Consider the following 15,511-nt stretch of genomic DNA (forward strand, 5'->3'; position numbering starts at 1 on the left):
GTTGGGCCGAGCTTCCGCCCGTCCCCCGGAGGCGCACACATGTACCCGCAGGACGGCCCGGCGAGCTTCGACATACGTGAGTTCGCCCGCACGGCACAGGGCAGCCACCGCTCCGCGATCGACCTCGCGCGCCTGGTGGAAGAGCCGCTGGACTCCGACTCGGCACGTCTGCTGCGCGCGCTGCGGGACGGCGAACGGGCCACGCTGCACCGGATGCGCGACCTCCTCGTCACCGCCACGCACAAGGACGCCCGGGTGACAGCGTTTCTCACCACATGGATGTTCGAGAGGTACTGGATCGCAGATGCCCTTGACACTGTCCTGGACGCCTCACCCGCCGCCCGGCATCTCCCCGCCACCGTGGGGCCGGCCCGACGGGTCCGGGCGGAGCGCCGTGAGCGCCGCGGCCCGATCAGACGTTCCGTCGTCGCCGGCATCACCGGTACGCGGATCGTCGCCGAACACATGACGACCGGTCTGGTGGACGAGTGGATCGGCCAGGCCGCCTATCGGCGTCTCGCGGGGGCGTCCCCGGCCATGGAGTCGATCGTCGACCCCCTGATCGAGGTCAAGAAGCGCCACATCCGCTTCCTCGCCGAGGAGGCGGAGCGCCTGCTCACCCACTCCGCCGGCGCCCAGCGCGTCACCCGCCGCGCTCTGCGGCGTACGGCCTGGCCACTCGGTGCGGTCGACCGGTCCCACCACGAACGCGCCTTCTTCGAACGCCAGGTCTTCGGCGACGGGGACGGACGGGCACAGGCACGCCGCATACGGGACCGGATCGCCGCCCTTCCCGGCATCGGCGCCGGAGTGGCGGCCACCGTGGAGTCGAGGCTGCTTCCGGAGCCACACGGCGGGAAGTCCGGAGCGGACTGAGGCGTATCCACGGGACCGGTCAGGGAGTTGTCACAGATGCGCGCGGTGTCTTGTCACCAGGGTCGAGTGAAGTGAACTGGGGGCGAAATCCGGGCGTACAGTGAAAAAACGTATGTAAACGATCGTAGTGCCCGTGTTCGGGTGCCCAGGCGAGGAGGGAACGTGCCGGATCCCGACGGTCCGGACGGAACACCATGTGCCACTGTCTGACCTCGCGCTCCCACACCACGGGCCGGCCCGCCGCGGTCCGGTCCCGGACCGTGCCGGGCTCCGCCCCCGCGCTCTTCGGCATCGCACCCGGTGCCGTGTCCACCATGGAATCGAGGCCCCTTTCGTGATACTGCAGAGCGCGAAGTCCGAACTCGGCGAGGCGCACGTCCTGCTGACCGGCGCGACCGGATTCGTCGGCCAGGCCGTCCTGGAGCGGCTGCTCCGCGACCACCCCGCCACGCACATCTGGCTTCTCGTACGCGGAAAGGGCCGTCAGAGCGGACAGGACCGTCTCCGGCATCTGCTGCGCAAGCCGGTGTTCGAGCGCTGGCGCGACGAGGTGGGCGCCGAGGAGGCGGGCCGTATCGTCCGCGAACGGGTCACCGTGCTGGACGGCAGCCTCACCGACCTGCCCGAACTGCCCTCCCGCCTCGACGTCGTCATCCACTCGGCGTCCACCGTCTCCTTCGACCCGCCCATCCACGAGGCCTTCGACACCAACGTCAACGGCGCCGTGAACCTCTACGAGGCCCTGCGCGCCGCCGGATCGGACCCGCACGTCGTCCACGTGTCCACCTGCTACGTCGGAGGGCTGCGGCGCGGCGTCGTGCCCGAGGCCAGGCTCGGCCACGACGTCGACTGGCGCGCCGAGTGGAGTGCCGCGACGAGGACCCACGAGGCCGCCGAACTCGCCTCGCGGGAACCCGAGACGCTCGAGCGGTTCATCTCCCGCGCCCGCGGCAGACACGGCAAGGAGGGCCCGATCGCGGCGGCCCGCGCCAGTGAGAGCGCCCGGCGCGAGTGGGTCCGCTCCCGGCTCGTCGACGCCGGCCGGCGCCGCGCGCAGAGCCTGGGCTGGACCGACGTCTACACCCTGACGAAGGCGCTCGCCGAGCGGGCCGCCGAGCAGCTGTGGGGCGAGGCCGGACACCGGCTGTCCGTGGTCCGCCCGGCGGTCATCGAGAGCGCCCTGGAACACCCCTTCCCCGGCTGGATCGACGGTTTCAAGGTCGCCGACCCGCTGATCTTCGCCTACGGCCGCGGGGAGCTTCCGGAGTTCCCCGGACTGCCCGACTCGATCCTCGACGTCATCCCCGTCGACTTCGTCGTCAACGCCATCCTCGCCGCGGCGGCCAACCCGGGGCCCGCCGACGAGCCCCGGTACTTCCACATCGCCTCGGGCGCGTCGAACCCGCTGCCGTTCCACCGCATGTACGAGAACGTACGCGACTACTACACCCAGAACCCGCTGCCCAAGGGTGACGGTTTCGTCAAGGTGCCGACCTGGAAGTTCGCGGGCGAGGGCAGATTCAACCGGGGTCTCGCACTCGCGAAGAGGCGGGCCGACCTCCAGGAGGCCGCCCTGCGGCTGCTGCCGAACAACGAGCGCAGACACGCCCTGGCGGCACGGACCGCCAAGCTGCGCGCCGGCGTGGCCACCCTGCGCAATTTCACCGACCTCTACCGGGCCTACGCGCGCACCGAGATCGTCTTCGACGACCGCAACTGCCGCGCGCTGAACGACGCCCTCCCCGCCGGGGTGCGCGAGGACCGGGGCTTCGACGTGGAGCGCATCGACTGGGAGGAGTACCTGCAGAAGGTGCACCTCCCCGCGCTCGACGAACTGACCGCCGCCCACCGCCGGCGCAAGGCCGCGGCCGCGGCCTCCCGCGTCCGGCCGAAGCGCGAACTGCCCCGGCGCACGGACGTGCTCGCCGTGTTCGACCTCGAACGGACCGTCGTCGACTCCAACATCGTCGAGCAGTACCTGTGGGTGCGCTCCTGCGGCGTCCGCGGGACCGCCTGGCCCAGGGAGGCCGTGGACCTGCTCACCTCGGTGCCCGGCTATCTGCGGGCCGAGAAGCGCGACCGCGGCGAGTTCATCCGGGCCTTCCTGCGCCGCTACCGCGGTGTGCCCCTGACTCGTCTGGAGAGCGCGGTGGGGCGGGGCTACGCCGACACGATGCTGCGGCACACCAGCGCGGAGGCCGTGGCACGCGTCCTCGAACACCGTGCGGCCGGTCATCGCACCGTTCTGGTGACCGGCTCCATCGCCCTGCTCGCCGCACCGCTCGCCGGACTGTTCGACGAGGTCGTCGGCAGCTCCATGCACACGCGGGACGGGACGCTCACCGGCTACCTCGCCAAGCCGCCGCTCGTCGACGAGGCGCGGGCCGCCTGGCTCGAGCGGTACGCCGAGCGGGGCGGCTACGACCTCACGGCGTCCTACGGCTACGGCGACAGTCACTCCGACCTGTCCTGGCTGGCGCTGCTGGGCCGGCCCTCGGCGGTCAACCCCGACGCCGAACTGGCCCGCGAGGCCCACAGCAGAAGCTGGGACGTCCACCGCTGGAGGAGAGGCGGTGCGGCGGCCCGCCGCGAGGTCATCGCGGCGCGGGCGGCACTTTCGGCACCTACCGACGAGACGAGCGGCTGATGGCCTTCGACATCGACAAATACACGAAGAACTCCACCGGCGTGCAGTGGGCCGACCTCGACTTCGACGCGTTCGAGCGCGACCCGCTGCCCGAGTCGACCCTGCGCACCCTGCGCTACATGTGTGACATCGAATATCACACGGTCTGCTATCTGCGGGATCTGCTGACGACCCCGTCCCACGACGAGCCCGCGGTGGGCGCCTTCATGACGATGTGGAACCGTGAGGAGTTCTGGCACGGGGAGGCGCTCGCCGCCGTACTCGAACGGCACGGTGTCCGCGTCGACTTCGACGAGCTGAAGGCGACCCGCCTCAAGCTCGGCTGGAAGGACCGGCTCGGTACGGTGAAGCAGACGGTGACGAGCCGGCTCGTCGGCCACGACTTCGTCGCCGTGCACATGGCGTGGGGCGCGGCCAACGAGTGGTCGGCGACCGCCGCCTACCAAAGGCTCGCCGCACTGGAGAGGCATCCGGTGCTCGCACCGCTGCTGCGGCGCATCGCGCAACAGGAGACCAAGCACGTCGCGTTCTACGCGTCCCAGGCCCGGGAACGGCTCGCGGCGAGCAGGAAGGCCCGGATCGTGGCCCGGCTGGCGCTCGAGAAGGCCTGGGGGCCGGTGGGTTCGGGCGTCATGCCGGAGAGCGAGGTCACCCATGTGATGAAGCACCTCTTCGCCGGGGCCGACGGCCGCAAACTCGTCCGCGACATCGACGCGCACATAGCGAAGCTTCCGGGCATGGAAGGGCTGCGCATAGTCGAGACGTCCATGGACCGGCGCGGCATCCCCGCCGGAGACACCGTGTGACAACGGTGGGTACGACGCCGTACGGCGCCCACCCAGCCGTGACTCACCCCGAAGGACGAGGAAGAACCGCAGCTCCGGGCCCCTCTGCGCGCCCCGCGGCCCTCGGCGGAACGAACGGAACACCATGCGCGACCGGTACACCTCACGCTCACACGCCGCGGCACGTTTCGTCGCGCAGCGGGGGCTGCTGAAAGCTGTCGTCTGGAACGTGACCAGGGTCACCGTGTCCGGGCGCGAGTGTCTGAAGGACGTCAAGGGCGGTGCCTTCGTGGTGGTGGCCAATCACAGCTCGCACCTCGACACACCGCTCATCATGGGCGCGTTGCCCCGCCCGCTGGCCCGCCACCTCGCCGTGGGCGCCGCCGCCGACTACTTCTTCGACGTGTGGTGGCGACGCGGCCTCACCGCACTGTTCTGCAACGCCTTCCCGGTCGACCGCACCGGAACCAACCCCCGCCGCGTGAGCGCCAAGTCGCTGCTCCACCGGCGGGTGCCGATCCTGATCTTCCCCGAGGGAACACGCTCACGCGACGGATCGCTCGGCGCGTTCAAGCCGGGAGCCGCGGCGCTCGCCTCGTCGGCCGGGCTCCCGGTGCTCCCCGTGGCGGTGATCGGCGCCTACGCGGCCCACCCCCGCGGAGCGAACTGGCCCAAGAAGGGCCGGCCGCCGGTCGGTGTCGCCTTCGGCCACCCCCTCATCGCCCATCCGGGGGAGTCGACACACGAGTTCACCGCACGCATCCGTGCGGCCGTGGTCAAGCTCCTGGAGGAGAACGCCGACCGCGTCCTCGGCCCGGCCCCCGCCCCGTCCCACGTACCGACAACCGAAGGAGAACGTCCGTGACCGCTCCCGCCCGCCCGGCCGGCACCGTCGATGTGAAGCACATGAAGTGGTGGGGCTGGGGCGTCGAGGGCGTCGGCTTCCGCCACGAGGACAAGCCGGCGTTCGCACCGTTCGTGGAGAAGGCGATCGGCCTGGATCTGCGGCAGGCCGCGAGCACCGCGCGTCCCGACTTCGCGGACCTGAAGGTGCCGGACTCGCGGGCGCCGGAGAAGTTCGTCGACGCCCTCGGCCAGATCGTCGGCGACGGGAACGTGGTCGTAGACGACATGGCGCGCGTCGTCCACACGTACGGCAAGAGCCTGCGCGACCTGGTCCGCGTCCGGGCCGGCGAGATCGCCCGCACGCCGGACGTGGTCGTCTACCCGGCCGACGAGGCGGAGGTCCGGGCAGTCGTCGACACGGCCGTCGACCTGGACGCCGTGATCATCCCGTTCGGCGGTGGCAGCAACATCGCGGGCAGTCTCGAACCGCACGCCGACGAGGACCGGGTGGTCGTCTCGCTCGACCTCGGGCGGCTCCGCCGGGTGCTGGACATCGACACGGACTCCGGTACGGCACGCATCCAGGCGGGAGCGCTCGGGCCCGACCTGGAGGCCCAGCTGAACGAGGCGGGATGGACCCTGGGCCACTTCCCCGACTCGTTCACCCACTCGACGCTGGGCGGATGGGTGGCCACGCGCTCGTCCGGCATGCAGTCGGACAAGTACGGCGACATCGCGGACATCGTCAGGGGGCTGCGTGTCGTACGGCCCGGCGGCGTCCTGGTGATCCGGCCCGTGCCGAGCGCGTCGACCGGACCGAGCGTACGGGAGATGGTGGTCGGCTCGGAGGGCCGTCTCGGTGTCATCACCGAGGTCACCGCGCAGGTCCACCGGCTCCCCGAGAAGCGGGACATCTACGCCTACTTCTTCAAGAACCTCGACCACGGCCTCGCCGCGATGCGGGAGATCGCCGAGAGCGACGCCGCGCCCTCGGTCACCCGTATCTCCGACGCCAACGAGACGGGCTTCTCCCTGGCGACCGGCAAGGAGGCCAAGGGAATCGCCAAGGCCGCCCAGGCCGGCCTCATGGCCTTCCTGAAAAAGCGCGGCTGGAACCTGGACGAGATGTGCCTGTCCTTCATCGGTTTCGAGGGCGGCGCGGCGCACGCGAAGCGGCAGAAGGCGATCGTCGACCGGATCGTACGCAGACACCACGGCCTCGGCGTCGGCAAGGGCCCCGGCGCGCTGTACGACCAGAAGAAGTTCGACACGCCCTACATCCGGGACTTCCTGCTCGACCGCGGTGCCGCGGGCGATGTCAGCGAGACCGCCGCTCCCTGGTCGAAGCTGCGGCAGGTGCACGCGGAGGCGTACCGGGCGGCCCACGACGCCTTCGGGAGGATCGGCCGCCGGGGCTGGATCATGTCCCACCTCTCCCACTCGTACCACTCCGGCGCCTGCCTCTACTTCACCTTCGCGTTCGTCTTCGGCGACGATCCGCTCGGTGAGTACGACACCGTCAAGCGCGCGGTCCAGCAGGCGTTCATCGACGCGGGCGGCACGCTCTCGCACCACCACGGCGTGGGCCTGGAACACGCGCCCTGGCTGGAGCAGGACATCTCCCCGCAAGGCGTCACGGTCCTCTCCGGCCTGCTCGCCGCAGCCGACCCGGGCGGCAACTTCAATCCCCGCAAGATCGTCGTCTGAACGGGGACGTCGGGGAATCGGGCAGCGCCTCCCGGGCGCTGCCCGCGCCGGGCCCTCGAGTCAGCCCGGGCGGCGCCAAGCGACGCCCAGCGCGCCGCACACGCCTTCAGGGTCCGGGAACGGCGCCTCCTCTCCCACCGCTTTGTCGAACCATGTCAACGGGTTGAAGATGTATCCGGTGAAAAGGACCCAGAACCCGCCCGAACCGTCACCGTCGTTGTCGACGTCCAGTTTCACGCTCTCCCGCCAGGCGTGGTCCATGCACGAGGACACCTGGGCATGCTCGTTCAGGGCCGCGTAGCAGGTCGCGAGCAAGTACGTGAGCTCCCAGAGCCGGTGCATCTCCCACTCGTACTTGTGGGGCCGTATGTAGCCCTTGTAGCGCTGTGCGCCCATCTGCGCGACCTGAGTGCTGATGGCGCCTTCCAGGTGCGTGGCCGCGGAGCGGATGAACGAGTCCGGCGAGTTCGCGCTCCCGGCGCGTTCGAGTGCCAGGTTCGCGGCGTCCATCCCGGCCGCCGAGAGCGCCCGCGACATCGCGGTGCTGGTGATCACCCGGCGCACGGTGTTGCCCTGGGCGAGAAGGCCCATCACTTCGGCGAAAGGCATGATTCCCCCCGATTCGTGCTTCGTCGGTGCGGTCCGGGTCCGCCGCCGACCCTCCTCGCGGGTGATCAGCCGAGGGTCTCGTCGGCGGGTGAGAGCGCGGTGTGCGGGCGGAGAACCATGAGGGAGTCCTCCTCGGTCGCCACCATGGCGAAGGGGAAGCGGTCGAGTTCGAGGCACAGGGCGACGTCGTCGGGGTGGGCTCCCCGGCGCAGGCCCTGTGCCAGTTCGGCGGCGGCGCGTGAGGCGGCCGCGCGGTGGAGGAAGCCGGCGGGGTCCGTCTCGGCCCCGGCGGCCCTCCGGGCGATGTACTGGGCGCACGCCAGGTCCTCGTCGGCGCGCCCGTCCTCCCCGGTGACCACGAACGTGACGCTGTCGCACCCGCGTGCCCGCAGGAGCCGGGCTGTCGCCTCCGCCACCACGAAACCGGCGCACAGCACCAGCGACGCCTCCCTGACCGCGAGGGCGCCGACCGTCCCCGCCGTCGTCTTCTGCACCACGGTCCGTCCGCCGAGGTCGCACGTCCGCAGCAGGGCAGGCGAGTTGACCATGTCGAAACCGGGCGCGGGCGCACCGTCCTTGAGCGCCACCCAGTCGGGGTGGCGGGCCTTCAGCGCCAGGGCCTCGTCCAGCGACCCGGCGAGCACGATCTCTTCCGCTCCCCGGGCAAAGGCCCAGGCCGCCACCGTGAACGCACGCATGACGTCGATCACGACCGCCACGGACGGGGGTCCGGCGAGCTCGGGGATGCCGAGGAAACGAGTCTGCATCCGGACATGATCGCGCACAGCCCCCGGACGGTCACCGTCTTTTCTCCGTGACGGAGTCCGAACGGGAGCGGTGACGCGATATAGCGTAGGTCTTCCCCTCGCGCGGACGTTCCCTCGCGCGGCTGGGTTCGACCGGACCAGGACGGAAGCATGCCCGAAGAGATCTCGCCCATGGAACCGCCTTCCGGCACCGGCTCGTCGCCCGGGCTGCGCGCCTCCCACGCGGACCGGGACCGGGTGGTGGACGTACTCCGTGTCGCGGCGGGGGACGGCCTCCTGACCGCGGACGAATTGGACGAGCGCCTGGAAGCGGCCCTGTCGGCGCGGACGCTGAGCGAACTGGCTCTGCTCACCACCGACTTGCCGGCCACCGTGGAGGGTACGGCGGCGGAGGCCAAGGACCTCGTGCGGATCGAGCAGGTGTTCAGCGGCACGGTGGAGCGGACGGGCCGATGGGTGCTGCCGCGACGGATGGAACTCGCCGTGACGTGGTGCGACGTGACGCTCGACTTCACCGAGGCCGTGATCACTCAGGACACCGTGCGGATCGAGGTGGCCATGACGGGGAAGACCCTGACACTCGTCACGGCGCCGGACGTCGAGGTCGATGTCGACGGCCTGGCCCTGGTCCACTGCAAGCTCAAGGACCGCCGGGAGCGTACGTCACCGGCCGCCCCGCCCAGACTGCGCGTGGAACTGGTCGGCCAGAAGGCCCACGGCACGGTCGTGGTGCGACCCCCGCGCCGGACGTTCGGGCAGTGGCTGCTGCGCAGGTCCGAGCCCGCGGGCTGAGTGACGCGGACGGCGGGCCCGTTGCCCGCCCCGCCGGAGCCCGGAGGCGCCGGGCGGCAGCACGACCAGTACGGTCACGCTGCCACCCGGCGAACTCCCGGAGCCCCGACGGACGTACGAGCCCCTACCGGAGCGTGATCGCGTAGATCTGCACCCGGGGATCGTTCTGCAGGCCGACGGACCGCACCGTCTTCGACGCGTCGAGGTCCGCCGAGGAGCCGAACAGGCGTACCGGCGGCCCGTCCACGCCCTGTCCGCTCTTGATGCGGTGCGGCATCTCCAGCACCACGGAGCCGCCCTGCGGTGTCGAGCCGGCCCAGTCGCCCACGGTGACCGGCAGTTCGGCGGTGGTGCCGTCGGTGTAGCGGACGGTGAGGGTGGTCGTCACCGGGCCGTGGTGGGACGCGCCGACCAGGCGCAGCGTGCCGTACGAGCCGGCCGGGAGCAGCATGGCCTGACCACGGGCCTCGACGAAGTTCGGGGCTGTGCCGGACGGAACGGGGGCGTCGTAGGTCACGCCGTCCCAGACGACCGGACCCGCCGCGGGCAGCAGGTCACCGTCGTAGCTCCAGCCCCCGCCGTCGAAGTCGCCCTCGCCGGAGGCCGCGACGGTCGCGGTGCCGTCGTGGTTCAGCTCCTTGCCGAGATCGACGGCGCACTGTCCGCCGGTGTCCGCCGCACAGCGGGCCGCGTCGCGCACCTCGATGGTGGCGACCCGTTCCACGCCCTTCACCCCCTTCGCGTCCGCCGCGATCCGCACGGTGTACGAACCCGGCGCGGTGCCGGCCGGCACGGTCACGTCGACCGTCGCGGTCCGCTGGACCGGGAGCCGATGGGACGCGAGCGAGAACGGCTTCGAGGCCTTCGCCTTCCAGCCGCCGGGCGCCTTCGCGTCCACGCCGACCCGCAGCGTGCCGGGGGACTGGCCCAGCACGTCCAGCTTCAGCCGGACGCTCTGCGCGCGGTCCGCCGTCGGCAGCACGTCGGAAGCGGTACGCAGCGACGCGTCGAGGTGCCGCCGGGAGTCGGCCGTCGCACGGTTCACCGACGGCGGCTCCGCCGCTTCGCCCGTACCCCATGCCGACGGCTTGCCGCTCATCTCGAAGGCGAGGGTTCCGCCCTTGGCGACCGCGTCCCAGTCCAGCCAGGTCCTGCGCAGGTTCTTCCCGTCGAACTCCGCCCGCTTCACATAGCGTTCGGTGTCGTTCGTGCCCGGCGCCCGGACGGTCAGGGTGCCGCCCTGCCGCTTCCCGTAGTCACCGATGCGGATGACCGCCGACGGGAACTGCGGGCTGGAGACGGCGAGGAAGTCGCCGCCGTTCGTCGTCGGGTACAGACCGAGGGAGGAGAAGACGTACCAGGCCGACATGGTGCCCAGGTCGTCATTGCCGGTCATGCCGTCGGGCCCGTCGGTGAAGAGCGTCATCGCGGCCCGGACCACGGTGGCGGTCTTGGCGGGTGCGCCGGCCCACAAGTACATGTAGGGGGAGTGCAGATCGGGCTCGTTGTTCGGGTTGTAGGTCGGTTTCCCGTAGTAGTCGTACGGTGCCGAGATCCACTCCTCGCGAGCGGTACCGGCGGGGTCCTCGAGGAGTTCGTCGTACGCGAAGAAGGCGTCGAGCCGCTTCTCCGTCGCCTGCCTGCCGCCCATCAGGGACACCAGTCCGGCCGGATCCTGGGGGACCAGCCACTGGTACTGGTAGGCGCCGCCCTCATGGAACTGGTGGCCCGCCTCGACGGGGTCGTAGGGCGTCAGCCAGGTGCCCTCGGCCGTACGCGGCCGGAACTGCTGGAGGGACGAGTCCCACAGGTTCCGGTACCACTGGCCGCGTGCTGCGAACAGCCGGGCGTCCGCGGAGTGCCCCAGCCCCTTGGCCATCAGTGCCAGCGACGCGTCCGCCGCCGCGTACTCCAGGGTCGCCGAGGCGGGGTGACGGCAGTCGTTGTCACCCCCCTTGTCCGGGCAGTCCTTCCCCGGCTCCAGCCCGCTGGGTATGTAGCCGCGCTCCTGGTAAGCGGCCACTCCCGCACGGCCGTTGTAGGGCGAGTCGTCCGGCGGCGTTTCGAGCGCGTTCTTCCTCAGGAGGGCGTACGCCTCCTTCTCGTAGCCCGCGAGCAGGCCCTTGGACCACGCCTCGACCAGGAACGGGGTCACCGGATCGCCGGTCATGATGTTGGTCTCGCTGTTGGCGAGCGACCAGCGCGGCAGCCAGCCGCCGTCCCGTCCGATCGCGACGACGGACAGCGCGACATCGCGGGCGACCTTCGGCTGCAGCATCTGCAGCAGCTGGTTCTGCGGCCGGTGGGTGTCCCACAGCGACAGGTTCTGGTACGGCGTGAAGCCGGAGGCGGTATGGGTCTTCCCGTCGAAGCCCGCGTACCGGCCGTCGACGTCCCCGGCGATGTTCGGATGCAGCTGCGCGTGGTAGAGGGCCGTGTAGAACGCGCGCTGCCGCTCGGCGGACCCTCCGTCGATCCTGACGGCGGCCAACTGCCGCTCCCAGGTGGCGTGCAGGGCCGCGCGGGTGGCGTCGAAGTCGTACGAGTCGTCCGTCTCCGCCGTCAGGTTCTTCCGGGCGCCCTCGATACCCGTGTAGGAGAGCCCCACCTTGACGACCACGTCACGGTCGGTGCCGGCGTCGAAGGTCACCCAGGCACCGTTGCCGCCCTCACCGGCCGCGTCCCGCTCACCGGGTGCGGGGGTGGAGCCCCGCCAGGTGCCGTGCGAGGTGAACGGCCGGTCGAAGGTGGCCGTGAAGTAGACGGTGTGCCGGTCCTTGCCGGCGCAGAAGTTGCCCGCCTCGACCCGGCCCTCGACGGTCCGGTCGCCGACGACATGCACCTCCGAGCCGTACACCCGCTGATTGGCCCTGCCCGTGTTGAACAGGACGTTGGCACGGTCGGTCGAGGGGAAGGTGTAGCGCTGCCAGCCCGTGCGGGGCGTGGCGGTCAGCTCGGCGTCGATGCCGTACGTCTTCAGCCCGACGCGGTAGTAGCCGGGTTCGGCGTCCTCGTCGTCGTGCGAGTACGTGGAGCGGTAGGCGTCGGGGTCGACACTGTCGACCGCCCCCGTCGTCGGCATCAGCGGCAGCTCGCCCATCACGGAGCAGCCGACACCGGACAGATGGGTCTGGCTGAAACCGTGGATCCTGTCCTGCTGGTAGTCGTAGCCGCCCTGGCCGCCGGTGTCCGGGCTGACCTGCACCATGCCGAAGGGGGCACTCGCGCCGGGGAAGGTGTTGCCGAAGTTCTGTGTGCCGATGAACGGGTTGACCCGCGAGGTGAGCTGGTCGTCGGCCGCGGCGAGGGCCGGCGCCGGGACCAGGGCGCCGCCCGCGACGAGCAGTGCGGCGAGGACGGTCGAGGCGCGGGCGCGCCATCGGCGCGGAGGTCTGTGCATGGAAACGGTCTCCTGTTCCTCACCGCTCATGTGCTGCGCGACACGAGCGGTGATCACCGGGCGACGGACGGAGGGGCACCTCGGATCGGTCGCACGAGCGGCGGTTCCCGGACGGAAGCGGACTAGATCACGGCCCTGACATCGTTGTCAAGGGTTTGCGCAGCAAGGGGTGGCACGGCCGCGGGCCGGGCGGCCGGAGCGTGCGCGGCGCGAGGGGGCGCGAGCCCTCGGTCGCCACCATTGCCGACGGCCACACACCTCGCTATGTTAATCGAAAATCACATCCGTGCGGCAGGGATCACCACGCCCCGCTCGTGCAACCAGCAAGTCTGCGAAGGAATCTGGAACCAACCGGCCCATCAGGGAAGCAGGTAAGTCAATGGAGAACCTCAGCAGGCGAAAGGCGCTGTCGCTGGGCGTCGCGCTCGGTCTCGTGGGCGTGGCCGGTCCCGGCCCCGCGTGGGCGTCGACGGGGCAGGCGAACGGGGCCGCCGCGGGGACCGGCCCGGAGTGGATCTGGGACGACGCCGCGGACCCTCTGATGGCGTCGATGATCGACGGCGGACACGTCCCGGCGATCAACAGCGCGTGGGCGTCGTGGGTGGACAACAACGACCCGCTGCCCAGCGGCCTGCCCACCGAATTCGCCGCCTATCTGCGGCAGGTCAACCGGATGCCCTCCTGGGCCGACCCCGCCAAGCTGGCCCGCGCCGCCGACTTCAACCGGCGCAAGGACACGTATCTGTTCATGCTGTACGGCCTCGGCAGCGGCATCATGAGCACCGTCATCCCCCGCGAGGCCAAGAGCGTCTACTGGTCCGCGGGCGGCGCCGACATGCAGGACCGCGCGGCCAAGACGTTCACGTTCGGCTACGACCTGTCCCAGCGGGGTGCCTTCGAGCCGACGGGACAGTTCGTCGTCACCGCCAACAAGACGCGTGTGGTGCACGCCGCCGTGCGTCATCTGCTTCCGCAGTCGCCGCACTGGAAGGCGGTCGCCGACGAGACCATCCCGATCAGCGCCGCCGACATCCTCGTCACCTTCCACAGCCTCGGCACCTTCGTGCACCGGAAGCTGCTCGACTGGAGGATCCCGTACCCGGCGGCGGACCAGGAGGCGTTCCTGCACTCGTGGCAGGTCGCCGTCCACCTGCTCGGTGTGCCGTACGAGCACATCCCCCGGACCTGGGCACAGGCGGAGGCGCAGGCGGCGCGGGTGCTCACCCCGATCCTCACCCCGTCGACCGAGGGCATCGCCCTCGCCGAGGAACTGCTGGGCCTGACCGCGCAGATCGACCTCGGCGTCACGCGCGGGTTCCTCAACGAGTTCGTCCGCTACGTCCTGAGCGACGAGGTCGGCGACTGGCTGGGTCTGAGGCGCGACTACGCGGCGGCGGCCCTCGTGCGCACCGTGTGGCCCGCGTTCATCGTGTTCCGTGAGGGGCTGTCGCCCGTCATGCCGGGCACCTTCTACATGTTCGACCAGTTCATACGCGCCGTGGCCATGCTGTTCCTCAACAAGGGCTCCTCCGGGACCACCACCCCGATCACCATCCCCACCGGCAACAGGCCGGGCTGAGCACCGGGGTCCCGCACTGCCCGGCGCGCGACACGACGCGAGGCCGAGCGCCGTCCGGAGGGGCGCCGCAGGTGCCCCCGCCCGCCGCGCCGGGCCCTGGGTCACGTACAGCCGGTACGCGGCTCGGGGCCCGCGATCAGGGGGACCCCGGAGTACGGCCGAGACGCGGGACTCCGCCCGGAGGGGCTCGGCCCAGGGGGTGTCCGACACCCCTTGCGGCCCAACACCCGCTACAGCCCCAACGCCCCCACGACCAGCGCCGTCACGGCCTCGCGATGCTCGGCGCCGTCCCGCCACCGCAGCCGGCGCCCCGCCTCGACCACCACGCCGAACCCGGCGTGCACCAGTACCCGGGCCTGGCGCGGGTCGAGTTCGGGACGGGCCAGCCGCAACTGCTGTTCCCAGACGGCGATGTGCTCGCGCTGGGCGAGGACCACCGGCCGCCGCAGCTCGGCCGGCAGACCGGCCAGCTCGGCCTCGGCGACGCTGTTGAGCTCGGTGTACTCGAAGCTGTAGGCCACATACGTCGCCGCCAGCGCGACGACGGCGTCGTGCGGATCGGCGGCCACCTCGCGCAGACTCCGCTCCGCGCCCTGCGCGAGCAGTCCCGCCGCCTGGAGGCAGGCCGCCGCCAGGATGTCGATCTTGCCGGGGTAGTGGCGGTAGAGCGCGGACGGGGTCAGTCCCACCGCTTCGGCGATCTGGCCGTTCGTGACGTTGGCGAATCCGTCCCGGGCGAACAGCGGGACGGAGGCCGCGAGGATCTCCGCGCGTCGCGTCCGCGGTACCGGCCGCGCCGGCAGCTCGACGGGGTGGGCGGCCGTCCGGCCCGCCGCCGGATCGGTCGCGGCCACCCGCAGAGCGGACGCCACCAGGAGTTCCTCGGCCCGGCGCTGGGCGATGGAGGTGTGGTGCATCGTGATGGACCCGATCGCGCCGAGGGCCGCCATGGCCCGCAACCGCTCGTCGGGCAGGGGGCGTTCGCGCTGCACGGCCTCGTCGACCCGATCGACGAGGCGGCGGAACTTCGTCCCGAGCCGCCGGCGGTCCTCACGCTCGAGGTACCGCGCCTCCCACCGGTACACGCCGCCCGACGCGCGATGGGCGATGGTGACGCGGGTGACGGCGGTGAGGACCTCCGTCAGGGGCGCCTCGGACGGCACCTCGTCGAGCGCGGCCACCAGCCCGTCCACCATGAGGTGGGCGCACGCGGCGAACAGGGCGTACTTGTTCGGGAAGTGCCGGTACAGCGCCGTCGCGGTGATGCCCACCCCGGCGGCGACCTCCTCCATGGACGCCTTGTGGTAGCCGCGCTCGCTGAAGACCCGCCCGGCCGCGTCGACGATGAGCTGCTTGCGGTTGCGGGGCCGGGTGGCCGCCGTGGGACGGGCGGCACCGGCCGAACGGGCGGGCGGGGAGGCGGGAGCCATGCGGTCAGTCAATCACACGCTGTCAGCGGTTCCGCCTCCTGCGATGCCGCCCCGCGCCGGGCGGGAGAACGGG

Annotated in this window: 11 protein-coding genes; 7 read left to right on the top strand and 4 right to left on the bottom strand. The window is 71.3% G+C overall.

The genetic code is table 11. The features are described from left to right. The first annotated feature begins 39 nt into the window (after positions 1-39). The 5 genes from IF28_RS0124405 (at position 40) to IF28_RS0124430 (ending at position 6,861) form a co-directional block, all read left to right on the top strand. On the top strand, positions 40-876 hold the full coding sequence (locus IF28_RS0124405; protein WP_051713865.1) for a hypothetical protein: 837 nt from the start codon (positions 40-42) through the stop codon (positions 874-876). Between the two features lie 334 nt (positions 877-1,210). Then, the gene (locus IF28_RS0124415; RefSeq protein WP_051713866.1) at positions 1,211-3,523 is read left to right on the top strand and encodes an SDR family oxidoreductase; all 2,313 of its coding nucleotides are present in this window, start codon (positions 1,211-1,213) and stop codon (positions 3,521-3,523) included. Then, complete coding sequence (locus tag IF28_RS0124420) at positions 3,523-4,329, top strand: hypothetical protein (RefSeq protein ID WP_030224140.1); 807 nt, start codon at positions 3,523-3,525, stop codon at positions 4,327-4,329. Before IF28_RS0124415 ends, IF28_RS0124420 begins: the two co-directional genes overlap by 1 nt. Positions 4,330-4,453: 124 nt before the next feature. Then, positions 4,454-5,173 carry a lysophospholipid acyltransferase family protein gene (locus IF28_RS0124425; RefSeq protein ID WP_051713867.1) on the top strand — a complete coding sequence of 240 codons (720 nt, stop codon included), beginning with the start codon at positions 4,454-4,456 and terminating at the stop codon, positions 5,171-5,173. Then, complete coding sequence (locus IF28_RS0124430; protein WP_234325335.1) at positions 5,170-6,861, top strand: FAD-binding oxidoreductase; 1,692 nt, start codon at positions 5,170-5,172, stop codon at positions 6,859-6,861. Before IF28_RS0124425 ends, IF28_RS0124430 begins: the two co-directional genes overlap by 4 nt. Before the next feature lie 60 nt (positions 6,862-6,921). On the opposite strand, the gene IF28_RS0124435 is transcribed toward IF28_RS0124430, so the two are convergent. Beyond that, the gene (locus tag IF28_RS0124435; RefSeq protein WP_030224145.1) at positions 6,922-7,470 is read right to left on the bottom strand and encodes a hypothetical protein; all 549 of its coding nucleotides are present in this window, start codon (positions 7,468-7,470) and stop codon (positions 6,922-6,924) included. 65 nt (positions 7,471-7,535) lie between these two features. Next, on the bottom strand, positions 7,536-8,237 hold the full coding sequence (locus tag IF28_RS0124440; protein ID WP_030224147.1) for a 2-phosphosulfolactate phosphatase: 702 nt from the start codon (positions 8,235-8,237) through the stop codon (positions 7,536-7,538). Positions 8,238-8,387: 150 nt separating this feature from the next. On the opposite strand from IF28_RS0124440, the gene IF28_RS0124445 reads away from it, so the two are divergent. Continuing rightward, the gene (locus tag IF28_RS0124445) at positions 8,388-9,029 is read left to right on the top strand and encodes a DUF1707 SHOCT-like domain-containing protein (RefSeq protein WP_030224149.1); all 642 of its coding nucleotides are present in this window, start codon (positions 8,388-8,390) and stop codon (positions 9,027-9,029) included. A 124-nt stretch (positions 9,030-9,153) separates the two neighbouring features. Here IF28_RS0124445 and IF28_RS0124450 read toward each other — a convergent pair whose 3' ends face one another. Next, positions 9,154-12,429, bottom strand: coding sequence for a GH92 family glycosyl hydrolase (locus tag IF28_RS0124450; protein ID WP_030224152.1), 3,276 nt, complete (start codon positions 12,427-12,429; stop codon positions 9,154-9,156). Positions 12,430-12,808: 379 nt separating this feature from the next. On the opposite strand from IF28_RS0124450, the gene IF28_RS0124455 reads away from it, so the two are divergent. Beyond that, on the top strand, positions 12,809-14,008 hold the full coding sequence (locus tag IF28_RS0124455; RefSeq protein ID WP_030224157.1) for an oxygenase MpaB family protein: 1,200 nt from the start codon (positions 12,809-12,811) through the stop codon (positions 14,006-14,008). A gap of 230 nt (positions 14,009-14,238) precedes the next feature. Here the strand turns inward: IF28_RS0124455 and IF28_RS0124460 are convergent, their stop codons facing one another. After that, the gene (locus tag IF28_RS0124460; protein WP_030224158.1) at positions 14,239-15,438 is read right to left on the bottom strand and encodes a TetR/AcrR family transcriptional regulator; all 1,200 of its coding nucleotides are present in this window, start codon (positions 15,436-15,438) and stop codon (positions 14,239-14,241) included. Between the last annotated feature and the right edge of the window lie 73 nt (positions 15,439-15,511).

Source organism: Streptomyces sp. NRRL WC-3626, assembly GCF_000718785.1.
Lineage (GTDB): Bacteria > Actinomycetota > Actinomycetes > Streptomycetales > Streptomycetaceae > Streptomyces > Streptomyces edwardsiae.